Raw genomic sequence first — 11,955 nt, forward strand, 5'->3', positions numbered from 1 at the left:
ATGACGACCATACACTAATGTATTGACAGCCCGGGGCAAGCGGTGCATATATCCATACAGTGCTGTACGGATGGAGCATGCCCCATGCGCGACCTTCTCCTGCAATGTTCCGGCCTCGCCGCGATCGTGCTGGCGCTCATCCACGGCGTGCTCGGCGAGACCAAAGTCTTCGCCCGCGCCAGCATCGAGCCGGCGCGCCTGCGCACGCTGATCCGACTGGTATGGCAGGCCGGCACGGTGGCATGGGTCGGCGGCGGCGCGCTGCTGCTGGTTGCGCCCCGGCTGGAGTCGAGCCTCGCCCGGCACTGGATCGTCGCCACGCTCGCCATCGTGTTCGGCTTTGCGGCCCTCGCCAACGCCTTCGCCATGCGCGGCCGCCATTTCGGCTGGGTCGGCATGGGTGCAGTGGTCGCGCTCGCGGTCGCCGGCTACTAGCGCTGCGCATCCGGCCCGTTAGGCGTAAGGCCGCCCCTGTGAGCCACGTTAGAACTTATCTAAAGCGAACCAGGCCCGTACCCGATTGACTTCATCACCTCCTTTGCTTCCTTCGGTGCGCTCCGCGGCCCTGCGGTGCGCCCACGACAGAGGAGGAGATGTTCGTGAAGGTCATTCGTGTTGTTGCCATTGCACTGACCATCGGGATTGGCATGGGATCGGCGGCCATGGCCGACGGCTTCAAGGACTGCACCAAGCTCGATAAGGCGTCGTGGAAGCCGGCCAGCGAAGCCGAAGCCAAGGCCAAGGCGGCGGGCTACGAGGTGCGCCGCTCCAAGATCGAGGGCTCGTGCTACGAGGTCTACGGCGTCAAGGAAGGCAAGCTCTACGAGCTGTTCTACAGCCCCGAAGATCTCAGCCTCAAGCACACGATCGCCAAGTAGATCGCGCGCGTGAGCCCCGAAGCGAAGTGGGCTTGATGAAAGAAGTGCCGGAGGAGCGCGGGGTGTCCGACAGGGCACCCGCGAATCGACTCGTCTCGCGGACGGTCGCGGTCTGGGACCTCCCGCTGCGCCTCTGGCACTGGATTCTCGCGATCTCGGTTCTGATCGCGTGGTTCACGCCGACCGTGTATGACGGCGTTCACCGCATCGTCGGCTATGCGGTCATCGGCCTGCTCGCCTTCCGCCTGCTCTGGGGTTTCATGGGGAGCCGCTATTCGCGCTTCCGGATGCTCGGTGTCAGGCTGCGCGTCGCGCCGAACTATCTCTGGAATCTGCGGCGCGGCATGACCGGCCGCTATATCGGGCTCAATCCCGCCGGCAGCTTGATGCTGGTCGCGCTGCTGGCCTCGCTCGCCGTCTCGACGATCACGGGAGCGATGTCGGTGACCGTCACTTTCTTCGGCGTGTGGTGGGTCGAAGACATCCACCATTATTCATCGGACGCGGTCATCGTTCTGGTCGTGCTGCACGTGTTGGGTGTGCTGGTGATGGGGATTCTCCAGCGCGAGAACCTGATCCGCGCGATGTTCACCGGGCGCAAGCGCATCCGGCATCATTCGTGAAAATTTTGAAGGCCGCATTCCGTCCTCGTCATGGCCGGGCTTGTCCCATCCACGTTCTTCTGTGTGGCAAAGACGTGGATGCCCGGGTCAAGCCCGGGCATGACGGAGCTTGTGGTGCCTACAGTCTCACTGCAGCGGCGGATCACCGCTGGTGCGCTTCTTGGCGAGGTCCATCTCGGTGACGGCGATCAGGATCTCGGCGCGGGTCTTCAGGTCGGGCGCTTCCAGCATCGCCTGCTTCTCCGCCGGGCCATAGGGCGACATCATCGCCAGCGCGTTGACGAGCGCCTCGTTGGGCGCGCTCTCCACGCCTTCCCAGTCGACCTTGAGATTGTTGGCCTTCAGGAAGTCGGCCAGCACGGCCAGCAGCGCGTCGCGATCGACCTCCTCCTCGCCCATGCGCGCGGTGAAGTCGTCGACGAAGGCGAAGAAGTCCACCTTGCACTGCCGGTAGGCGGTCAGCACTTCGAGCTCCTCGACAACCTTGAAGCGCGCGACGCCGGTGAGCTCGAGGATGTAGCGGCCGTCGCCGGATTCAGCGAGCTGGGTGATACGGCCGACGCAGCCGACGCGGAACAGCGCCGGCTTGTCGGAATTCTTCGGTGAATGCGCCGCGTCGGGCTGGATCATGCCGATCAGGCGATGCCCGTCGCGAAGGGAATCGTCGACCATCGCCAGGTAGCGCGGCTCGAAGATGTTGAGCGGCATCTGACCGCGGGGCAGCAGCAGCGCGCCCGGCAGCGGAAACACCGGAATGATCTCCGGGAGGTCGGCGGGCCCGCGATATTCGATGTTGATCGGCATCTGCCCGGTCCCCCTGGCGTCGCCAGCGCGCCCTTACGAAAACAGGATCGTCGACAAACGTTTCCGTCCTTCGACGGTTGCATCATCCGTGCCGCCCCAAGCCTCGAAGAACTGCACCAGCTGCTTGCGGGCGCCGTCGTCGTTCCACTTGCGGTCGCGCTTGATGATCTCGAGCAGCTGCTCGGTCGCCGCCGCGCGATTGCCTTGTGCGTTGAGCGCGGTGGCGAGGTCGAACCGGGCCTGATGATCGAGCGGATTTGCGGCGACTTTCTGTTCCAGCTCGGCGACCGGTCCAAGTGATTTGGCCTGCTCGGCGAGATCGATCGCGGTCTGCACCGCCTTCACGGCCGGGTCGTTGCGCTTGGACTCGGGCACCATGGCCAGCGTCTGCTTGGCCTGCTCCATCGCGCCGGAGACGGCGTAGCACTTCGCAAGGCCGGCAAGTGCCGCGATATTGGTCGAATCGTGCTGGAGCGCCTCGGCATAGATCTGCGCCGCCGCCGCCGTATCGCCCTCGGCGAGCACCGCTTCGGCCTCCTGCACGATCTCGGCGACGTTGACCTCGCCCGGCGCGGTGACGCCCTTGGTCAGGCGCTCGATGAAGGCATTGATCTGGCTCTCGGGCACCGCACCCATGAAGCCGTCGGCCGGCTGGCCGTTGACGAAGGCGATCACGGCCGGGATCGACTGGATGCCCATCTGGCCCGGGATTGCCGGATGCTGGTCGATGTTCATCTTGACCAGCTTGACCTTGCCCTTGGCCGCCTTCACAGCCTTTTCGAGCACGGGGGTGAGCTGCTTGCAGGGGCCGCACCACTCCGCCCAGAAATCGATCAGCACCGGCTGGCGCTTCGATTCCTCGATGACGTCCTTCACGAAGGTCTGGGTGGTGGTGTCCTTGATCAGGTCGGCCGCAGCCGGGCCCGCCGCTCCGTTACCCTGGTCGATGATCGTCACGGGATTCCCTCGTCATGTCTGGAATGACGGCTCTTTAGCACGCCGCCACATCATATGCTTGTGGTCGGCTCCTAAATTGGGCCGAATGGGCCGAATTTCAATCCAGGGCCTCCGATTCGCCGGTTCCGGGGCCTTTCCGGTCGATTTGGCGAGCTTCGGCGTCCATTGGGGCCCTCAATTGCGAATTGAGGCCGCCGGTAGCTGTTGCATTCCCCTCCCGCTTTTGGCATACGACAGCCGTTGCCGGCGCGTCACGCGACCGACACAGGATGCGGGTGTAGCTCAGTGGTAGAGCACGACCTTGCCAAGGTCGGGGTCGAGGGTTCGAGCCCCTTCGCCCGCTCCAATTTTTCCCAGAGCATCCAGCCGAACCGGGTCGGGCCGTGGTTTTCCGCGCCGCTGACGGCTGTATTGTTGAGTTTCGCATGACAATCCTGATCACCGGCAGTGCCGGCCATCTCGGTGAAGCCATTCTCCGGACGCTCCGTGGGCGCGGGTTGCCCGTGCGCGGGATCGATCTGAAGCCATCGCCCTTCACCGATGCCGTCGGCTCGATCGTCGATCCCGCATTCGTGCGGGAGCAGATGGATGGCGTCACCGCCGTCATCCACACCGCGACGCTGCACAAGCCGCATGTGGCGACCCACTCCAAGCAGGACTTCGTCGACACCAACGTCACCGGCACGCTCAACTTGCTCGAGGCGGCCGCGGCGGCGGGCGTGAGGAGCTTCGTCTTCACCAGCACCACCAGCGCGTTCGGCTCGCAGCTGCGCCCCGAGACGGGGCAGGCCGCGGTGTGGGTCACCGAGGATCTGCCGTCGGTGCCGAAGAACATCTACGGCACCACCAAGCTGATGGCCGAGAGCCTCTGCGAGCTGTTCTTTCGCGAGCGCGGTTTGCCGGTGGTGGTCTTGCGGACCTCGCGCTTCTTCCCCGAGGACGACGACGATCCTTTGATGCGGTCGGCCTACGCGCTCGAGAACGCGCAGGCCAACGAGCTGCTCTATCGCCGGCTGGATATCGCGGACGCCGTGAGCGCGCATCTGCTCGCCGCCGAACGCGCGCCGAGGATCGGCTTCGCCCGCTACATCGTGTCGGCCACCACCCCGTTCGAGCAGCGTCATCTCGCCGCGCTCGCGTGCGATGCGGCGGGCATCGTGCGCGAGCTCTATCCGGAGTGCGCGCAGCTCTATGCGGCGCGCGGCTGGCGGCTCTTCCCCGCGATCGACCGCGTCTATGTCAACGACCGCGCGCGGCGCGAGCTGGGCTGGCGGCCCGAATTCGACTTCGCGCATGTGCTGCGCAGCCTGCAAGGCGACCGCGATTTTCGTAGCACGCTGGCACGCGAGATCGGGTCGAAGGGCTATCATGACACGGTGTTCGACGATGGACCCTACCCCGTCGCCTCGTAAGCGCCGCAATCGCCATTTTGCTCGACGCTTCAGATGTCTGCCCGGCGTCACCGGGAGCGGGCCAGCCTGAGCCGTTCTACTGTGCATGGGGTTGTTTTCGTGTTTTTACATGAGCCGCCCCTCGTGCCGTCTGCAAACGATCCGTGCGCCACTTTGATTCCGCGCTGCAGCGAGAGCGTTGTCGTCGCTGCGATCGCCCCCTCATTGACATTCCGTCTCAATTTTTTCGGAGCGCGAACGCGGTGCAGGCGGCGCGCTTCTCACCGCTCGCGGATGTGCTAACCTTTTTGGGTCTGTCGTGTTGACGGACCCAAGACTTCGCCTCTCGACTGGCAAAAGCAAAATAAAGCGCAGCCCTGACGGCTGCCTTAGGGGAGTGACGCGATGCAATTCCATAGATCCGTCTTTCAATCCGTTCTGGCGCTTGCAGCGGTTGCCCTTCTCGCGGGGACCGGCGCTGGCCATGCGCAACAGCAGGACAAGAGCAAGCCGCTGAAAAAATACGAATCCGGCACCAAGGAGTTCTGGACCCACCCGCCGGACGACTGGTTCCTCGGTGACGAGACCGAGGCGCAGAAGGGCCTCGCGCCGCCCTCGGGCCCGCCGACCGGCGCCTCCGACGCCGAGCTCGCCAACATCGTCAAGAAGATCAAGCTGCCGCCGGGCTTCAAGATCGAGGTCTACGCCTCGGGCGTGCTGGCCGCGCGGCAGATGGCCTGGGGTGACAAGGGCACGCTGTTCGTCGGCTCGTTCGGCCTCGGCAACGTCTATGCCATCAAGGACAACAACGGAAAGAAGGAGGTCAAGACCGTCCTCAAGGGCCTGAACATGCCCACCGGTCTCGCCTTCAGGGACGGCGCGCTCTACGTCATCGCCGTCGACAAGCTGATCCGCTACGACAACGCCGAAGCCAATCTCGACAAGCTCGGCGACGGCAAGGTCGTCTATGACGACATGCCGTCCTATGCCGCGCATGGCTGGAAGTACATCGCGGTCGACAAGGAAGGCTGGTTCTTCCTGCCGTTCGGACCGCCCTTCAACATCGGCATCCCGCCGACCAGCGTCTCGCAGATCCGCCGCGTCGATCCCAAGACCGGCAACGCCGAAATCTGGGCGCTCGGCGTTCGCAACTCGGTCGGCGGCGACGTCGATCCGCGCACCGGCAAGCTCTGGTTCACCGAGAATGCCCGCGACTGGATCAGCGATGATCTGCCCAGTGACAAGCTGAACATGATCAACCGGATCGGCGAGCATTTCGGCTATCCCTATTGCCACCAGGGCAATCTGCCCGACGACAAGTTCGCGATGGGCCACAAATGCTCCGAGTTCACGCCGCCCGTGCTGAATCTCGGGGCCCATGTCGCGCCGCTCGGCATGAAGTTCTACACCGGCGACCAATTCCCCGCCGAGTACAAGAACAACATCCTGATCGCCGAGCACGGCTCCTGGAACAGGCACAAGTACCAGGGTGCACGGATCGTGCGCGTGATCGTCGGGCCCGACGGCAAGAATCCCAAGCAGGAGATCTTCGCCTCCGGCTGGCTCGAGGGCGACCAGGGCTATCTCGGCCGTCCCAACGACATCATCCTCGCCAAGGACGGGTCGATCCTCGTCGCCGATGATTGGGCCGGCGCGATCTACCGCATCAGCTACAGCAAGAAGTAGCGCGCGCACGACACGAGGCTGCGGCGGCCGGAAGGCGCCGCAGCCTTTTGCTTGACACGGCGAGCACACAGCGGAACGCGTTCGTCATGCCCGGACTTGATCCGGGCATCCATCAAGCGAGAAGCCGTTCAAGAATGAGATGGATTGCCCGGGCAAGCCCGGCAGTGACAGTCGGAGAAATCATCCATGCGAGCAGTTTGGTCTGGAGTTCTGGCAGCCACGCTTCTCACTGCGCCGGCCACGCGTGCCGCCGACGTTGCCGCCGGCAAGGCCAAGGCGGAGGTTTGCGCCGGCTGTCACGGCGAGAACGGCATCTCGCAGACCGAGAACATCCCCTCGCTCGCCGGTCAGCCCGATCAATTCCTGCAATGGCAGCTGGTGTTCTTTCGCGCCGGCTCGCGCAAGAACGAGCAGATGCAGCCGATCGTCGAGGAGATCACCAACGAGGACATCCGCAATCTCGGCGCCTATTTTTCTTCGCTGACGCCTCCGAAGGGAGCCGAGGACGCGGATCCGGACCTGTCGAAGAAGGGCGCGCAGGTTGCCGCCGGCCGCCGCTGCGCTTCATGCCACACCGACAGCTATGCCGGCACCAAGGGAGTCGCGCGGCTCGCTGGGCAACGCGAGGAATATCTCGTCAAGGCGCTGCACGACTACAAGGCCGGCCAGCGCGTCGGCGGCGGCGTCGCCGCGATGGCGGACGTCGCCTATCACATGAGCGACGAGGAGATCACCGCCGTCTCGCACTATCTCGCGAACTTCAAATAACGCGGGATGCTGCGGCAAACACAACTCGTCATCCCGGGGCGCGCAAAGCGCGAGCCCGGGATCCATAACCACAGGATGGCGTTTTGCGAAGACTCGGAGTCACCACTTCGCTCCACAACCACTCTCTGTGGCTGGGTCCCGGGCTCGCGCTGCGCGCGCCCCGGGACGACAGCGGAGTGTTTAGCTCGCCCGCTGCTTCTCATACGCCTTCAGATGCGTGTACGCGATGCGCAGCTTCGGCACCGGCACCTTGGCGGCGTCGGCGCGCGCGATGAGGTCGCCGATGACGTGATCGGCCTCGACCGGCAAGCCGGCCTTGATGTCGCGGAACATCGAAGCCGTCATCGGCGAGCCTTCGGCGGTGAGGTTGCCCTTCACGCGCTCGAAGAACGGCCCGCCCGGCGGATAGCCGGACGCGGCGGCGATCGCGCTGGTCTCGTCCAGCATGCCGAGCAGGAAATCCCGGCCGCCCGGAGCCGCAAGGATGTCGCCGACTGAGGCGCGCATCAGGCTGGTGGATGCCGCGAGCGAGGAGAGGAAAACCCACTTCTCCCACATGTCCTGCATGATGTTCTGGCTGGCGGTGGCGCCAGTGATGCCGCTCTTGAAGGCTTCGTCGATCGCCTTCACCCGGTCCGACATCTTGCCGTCGCGCTCGCCGTAACTGATCGACTGCATCGGCTGGAGCTGCACCACCTCGCGCTTCTCGTTCAAGGTCGCGGCGATGGCGCAGAGGCCGCCGAGCACCCGCTCCTTGCCGAACCTGGCATCCAGCGTGTCGAGATGCTTCATGCCGTTGAGCATTGGAATGATCGCGGTGTTCGGCCCGACCGCCGCGGCAAACGACTTGATGGCGTCGTCGAGGTCGAACGCCTTGCAGCTCAAGAGCACGACGTCGAACTTGTCCCTGAGCGCGTCCGCCTGCACGGTCGGTGGATTCTTCAAGGTCACGTCGCCGTTCGGGCTCTTGATGACGAGGCCGGCGCTCGCCAGCTCGCTGGCGCGCCGGGGCCGGACCAGGAAGGTGACGTCGCGGCCGGCCTGCAACAGCCTGCCACCGAAATAGCCGCCGATTGCGCCGGCGCCGACCACGAGAATACGCATTGCAGAGCTCCGTTGAACGAGGCGAATGGCGAGTAGGGAATAGCGAATAGGGTGCGAGGCCGCAAATGACGAGTCACAATTTCACGACTCGCTGTTCGCCATTCCCTATTCACCCCCTTCCAGCACCATCTCCTCGACTTCGCGCAGCTGTTCCTTGCCGAAGAACATCTCGTTGCCGACGAAGAAGGTCGGTGAGCCGAAGGCGCCGCGGGCGACCGCCTCCTCGGTGTTCTTGATCAGTTTGCCCTTGACCTCGGGTTCCCCAGCGCGGGCGAACAGCCTTTGCGCGTCGAGGCCGGAGGACGCCAGCGCCTTCCCCGCGATTTCAGGATCGTCCATCTTCTTCGGCTCGCGCCACATGTGGTGGAAAGCGGCCTCGACATATTTCTCGAACACGCCTTCGAGCTGCGCCGCGATTGCCGCGCGCATCAGGTTCAGCGTGTTGACGGGGAAATGCGGATTCCAGACATAGGGCTGGACATGGAAGCGCTTGATGAAGCGCTCGGTCTCGATCGCCTGGAATTCGCGCTTGTTCTTGATGCCGGCCAGGGTTTCGGCCGGCGACTTGTTGTTGGTCGACTTGAAGATGCCGCCGAGCAGGATCGGCACATATTCGAACTTGACCCCAATCCGCTGCTCGATCGCCGGAATCGCCAGATGGCTGAGATAGGCGTTGGGGCTGCCGAAGTCGAACAGGAATTGCGGGGCGGTACGGGTCAAAATCATTCTCCCTGACGTCGCTTTTCGTCATTGTGGCGCAGGCCGCGCCACAGGTCCACCGTTTAATGACGGTCATAATACTTAGGGCCGTCAGATCAGACGCTTGATCGCCTGCCTGCGCCACACCAGGAGGTAATAGCCCATCTGCAAAATGAACATGGCGCAGAACACGATCGGATAGGTGGCCCAGACGCCTGCGAGGCCGACCGTGCGGCTCAGGATCACCGCGGCCGGCAGCTCGATCGCGACAATCGCGAAGATCGACAGCAGCATCGGTGTGAACGCGACACCGGCCGCACGCATCGCGCCTGAAAACACCGTGGCGAGGCCGAACGGCACCGAGCTCCACAAGGCGATGTACAGCAGCCCTTTCGCCAGATCGAGGACGGCGCCATCGGTGATGAAGATGCCGAGCACCGCGCGCGGCACGAGATAGATCAGCGCCACCAGCCCGCCGGTCAGGACGATGTTGAACATGAGGCCGGTGCGGACGATGCTGTCGAGCCGCGTCCTGTCGCCGCCGCCGACAGCCTGGGCGCCGAGGATCGAGACCGCGATCGAAATCGACATCGCCGTGAACTGCGTGTAGCCCATCACCTGGTTGACCGCGCCGTACGCGGCCGTGGCCTCGGACCCATAGCCGTTGACGAGGCCGAGCAGCACCAGCTCGGCGATCGCCATCGCCACCATGCCGATGGCGCTCGGCAGTCCGATGCCGAGGACCTTTCCGAGCACGGCGCCGTTCAGCCGCAGGTGACGCAGCAACGCAGCGTCGGGTGCGAGCGCGTGCTTCTTCCGCAGCAGATAGGCCGCCAGCACGATCAGCGTCGTCGCATTGGCGATCGCAGATGCCCACGCCGGGCTGGTGATGCCCGCCGCCGGCAATCCGGACGCGCCGCGGATCAGCAATGGCGTCAGGATCAGGCCGGTCGCAGTCGACAACGCCAGCGCCAGCAGCGGTGTCAGCGCGTCGCCGACGCCGCGGATCATTGCAGTCATCAGCAGGAAGACGAAGCCGAGCGGCACGGTCAGCAGCATGATCCGCGCATAGGCGCTGGCCTCATCGAGAATGTCCGCGGGCGTGGCGAGCGCCATCATCAATTGACGGCTGAAGAGCCCGCCAATCAGTGCAACCGAAATCGACAGCAGCAGGCCGACTGCGAGTGTCGTACCCGCGATGATCTTGATCCGGCCGTGCTCGCCTGCGCCAAAGGCCTGGCCGATCAACACGGTGGCGCCGGTGCTCAGCCCCATGACGAAGGCGAACAGGAAGAACATCACCGGGAAGAACACCGAGACCGCGGCGAGCGCGTCGACGCCGATCATCTGGCCGAGATAGACATTGCTGACGGTGCCGAACAGCGATTGCAGCGCGTTACTCAGCATCAAGGGTGCGAGGAAGCGGAGAAATGTGGTCCAGAGCGGTTTTGGAGCGGACATTGGATCGGCCTTTCATCAGGGCGTGCGAAGCCGTTGCCGCGCGATGCGCGGCTCGGCCTTCGATGGGGTTGCGAAGAGCGCTGCGCTTTAAGCGCGGTCGCTGTAGGCGAGCTTGACGATGTGGTCGCGGATATCAGTCGGCCAATCGGCGATCAGCCCGGTGAAGCGCCGCCGGTCATCCGCGAACAGCGCGCGCGAGGCCTCCTCGAACTGCGGCAGATTGCCGGCCATGGTCGACATGAAGTGATAGGCCGCATCGCGCGCCTGGCGCTCGCGGTCCTTGGCGCCGCTGGCGCGCCTGGCCTCGTCGACGAGCTTGCGCAGCGCGACCGAGGCGCCGCCGGCCTGGGCGTTAAGCCACTCCCAGTGCCGCGGCAGCAACGTCACTTCGCGCGCGACCACGCCGAGTTTCGGCCGGCCGCGGCCGCGCGGCTCTGCGGGTGTCTCGGCCGCCTCGGCCGGCGGCGGTGCCAGCTTCTCCAGCCGCGCCAGCACCTCGCGATCCTCGCCGCGCAGGTCGAAGTCGATCGACCGACCCGTCCCGTCGTCGAAGATGATGATCGGTTGGTCCAGCGGCTGCGTTGCCCGCTTGACGGCGAGCGCGACTTCGCCGGCCGTGCCGGAGGCCAGCCGGCGCTGGCCGACGAACGCTGTGTAAGTCCCTTGCATTGGAATCATTGCCATATTGATCGTGTTGGCAGCTTAATACCCGGGTAAATTACCCGCGTCAATATACCCGGGTGAAAATATCCGCGCCGGCGCCTCGACAATGTGTTCCCGGGCTGGCACGAACGCTCGGCCGATCGACCACGCCTAGCCTTAAGGACCCCGCGATGCTGACCGTTCACCACCTCAACAATTCCCGCTCGCAGCGCGTGCTGTGGCTGCTCGAGGAGTTGGGCGTGCCCTACGAGATCGTGCGCTATCAGCGCCAGCCGGACATGCGCGCGCCGAAGGAGCTGCGCGCTATCCATCCACTCGGAAAGTCGCCGGTCATCACCGACAACGGCAACACCATCGCCGAGTCGGGCGCGATCATCGAATATCTCATCGCGACCTACGGCAACGGCCGGCTGATCCCGCCGCCCAACACGCCGGAGCGGCTGCGGTACACCTATTGGCTGCACTATGCGGAAGGATCCGCGATGCAGCCGCTGCTGCTCAAGCTGCTGTTCACGCTGATGCCGAAGCGCGCCCCGGCACTGCTGCGCCCGCTGGTGCGCAAGGTGTGCAACCAGGCGCTGACCGCGCTGGTCAATCCGCAGCTCAAGCAGCACATGGACTATTGGGAAGGCGAGCTTGCCAAGAGCGAGTGGTTCGCCGGCAGCGAGTTCACCGCGGCCGACATCCAGATGAGCTTTCCGCTGGAAGCTGCCCAGGCGCGCGGCGGGCTGGAGCAGGGCCATCCCAGGGCGATGGCGTTCCTGGAGCGCATCCACGCGCGGCCGGCCTATGCGCGCGCGCTGGAAAAGGGCGGGCCGTATCAGGTCGGGCGGTAGTTTCTTCACCGTCATTCCGGGGCGCCCGAAGGGCGAACCCGGAATCTCGAGATTGTGGCGCGAGATCCCGGGTTCGATGCTTGCG

At 64.7% G+C, this 11,955-nt stretch carries 13 protein-coding genes and 1 tRNA gene; 8 read left to right on the forward strand and 6 right to left on the reverse strand.

Annotated features, from left to right (window positions below; translation table 11 throughout):
- Window positions 1-84: 84 nt before the first annotated feature.
- From ACM42_RS16225 to ACM42_RS16235, 3 genes are all read left to right on the forward strand, one after another.
- Window positions 85-435 (forward strand): hypothetical protein, encoded by a 351-nt coding sequence (locus ACM42_RS16225; protein WP_271528854.1) that lies wholly within the window; start codon window positions 85-87, stop codon window positions 433-435.
- A gap of 164 nt (window positions 436-599) precedes the next feature.
- Window positions 600-878 carry a PepSY domain-containing protein gene (locus ACM42_RS16230; protein ID WP_271528855.1) on the forward strand — a complete coding sequence of 93 codons (279 nt, stop codon included), beginning with the start codon at window positions 600-602 and terminating at the stop codon, window positions 876-878.
- A 35-nt stretch (window positions 879-913) separates the two neighbouring features.
- A complete protein-coding gene (locus tag ACM42_RS16235; RefSeq protein WP_271528856.1) occupies window positions 914-1,501 on the forward strand; it encodes a cytochrome b/b6 domain-containing protein in 588 nt (195 codons plus the stop codon).
- 126 nt (window positions 1,502-1,627) lie between these two features.
- Here the strand turns inward: ACM42_RS16235 and ACM42_RS16240 are convergent, their stop codons facing one another.
- Together ACM42_RS16240 and trxA are read right to left on the reverse strand one after the other, a co-directional pair.
- The gene (locus tag ACM42_RS16240; protein ID WP_271528857.1) at window positions 1,628-2,305 is read right to left on the reverse strand and encodes an LON peptidase substrate-binding domain-containing protein; all 678 of its coding nucleotides are present in this window, start codon (window positions 2,303-2,305) and stop codon (window positions 1,628-1,630) included.
- A gap of 33 nt (window positions 2,306-2,338) precedes the next feature.
- Window positions 2,339-3,262 (reverse strand): thioredoxin, encoded by a 924-nt coding sequence (gene trxA / locus ACM42_RS16245; RefSeq protein WP_028177007.1) that lies wholly within the window; start codon window positions 3,260-3,262, stop codon window positions 2,339-2,341.
- Between the two features lie 271 nt (window positions 3,263-3,533).
- Between trxA and ACM42_RS16250 the strand changes: the two genes are divergently transcribed.
- The 4 genes from ACM42_RS16250 (at window position 3,534) to ACM42_RS16265 (ending at window position 7,107) form a co-directional block, all read left to right on the forward strand.
- Window positions 3,534-3,608: transfer RNA gene (locus ACM42_RS16250), tRNA-Gly, on the forward strand.
- 79 nt (window positions 3,609-3,687) lie between these two features.
- The gene (locus ACM42_RS16255) at window positions 3,688-4,674 is read left to right on the forward strand and encodes an NAD-dependent epimerase/dehydratase family protein (protein WP_271528858.1); all 987 of its coding nucleotides are present in this window, start codon (window positions 3,688-3,690) and stop codon (window positions 4,672-4,674) included.
- Between the two features lie 384 nt (window positions 4,675-5,058).
- Window positions 5,059-6,339 (forward strand): PQQ-dependent sugar dehydrogenase, encoded by a 1,281-nt coding sequence (locus ACM42_RS16260; RefSeq protein WP_271528859.1) that lies wholly within the window; start codon window positions 5,059-5,061, stop codon window positions 6,337-6,339.
- Window positions 6,340-6,525: 186 nt separating this feature from the next.
- Window positions 6,526-7,107, forward strand: a complete 582-nt coding sequence (locus tag ACM42_RS16265; protein WP_271528860.1) for a c-type cytochrome — start codon at window positions 6,526-6,528, stop codon at window positions 7,105-7,107.
- A 180-nt stretch (window positions 7,108-7,287) separates the two neighbouring features.
- On the opposite strand, the gene panE is transcribed toward ACM42_RS16265, so the two are convergent.
- The 4 genes from panE to ACM42_RS16285 form a co-directional block, all read right to left on the reverse strand.
- The gene (gene panE / locus ACM42_RS16270; protein WP_271528861.1) at window positions 7,288-8,211 is read right to left on the reverse strand and encodes a 2-dehydropantoate 2-reductase; all 924 of its coding nucleotides are present in this window, start codon (window positions 8,209-8,211) and stop codon (window positions 7,288-7,290) included.
- Between the two features lie 105 nt (window positions 8,212-8,316).
- Window positions 8,317-8,931 (reverse strand): 2-hydroxychromene-2-carboxylate isomerase, encoded by a 615-nt coding sequence (locus ACM42_RS16275; RefSeq protein WP_271528862.1) that lies wholly within the window; start codon window positions 8,929-8,931, stop codon window positions 8,317-8,319.
- 90 nt (window positions 8,932-9,021) lie between these two features.
- Complete coding sequence (locus ACM42_RS16280) at window positions 9,022-10,371, reverse strand: MATE family efflux transporter (RefSeq protein WP_271528863.1); 1,350 nt, start codon at window positions 10,369-10,371, stop codon at window positions 9,022-9,024.
- 87 nt (window positions 10,372-10,458) lie between these two features.
- Window positions 10,459-11,040 carry a DUF2239 family protein gene (locus tag ACM42_RS16285; RefSeq protein ID WP_271528864.1) on the reverse strand — a complete coding sequence of 194 codons (582 nt, stop codon included), beginning with the start codon at window positions 11,038-11,040 and terminating at the stop codon, window positions 10,459-10,461.
- Window positions 11,041-11,204: 164 nt separating this feature from the next.
- Between ACM42_RS16285 and ACM42_RS16290 the strand changes: the two genes are divergently transcribed.
- Window positions 11,205-11,870, forward strand: coding sequence for a glutathione S-transferase family protein (locus ACM42_RS16290; RefSeq protein WP_271528865.1), 666 nt, complete (start codon window positions 11,205-11,207; stop codon window positions 11,868-11,870).
- Window positions 11,871-11,955: the final 85 nt, after the last annotated feature.

The sequence above is a fragment of the Bradyrhizobium sp. CCBAU 25338 genome (assembly GCF_028128965.1).
GTDB classification, from domain to species: domain Bacteria; phylum Pseudomonadota; class Alphaproteobacteria; order Rhizobiales; family Xanthobacteraceae; genus Bradyrhizobium; species Bradyrhizobium liaoningense.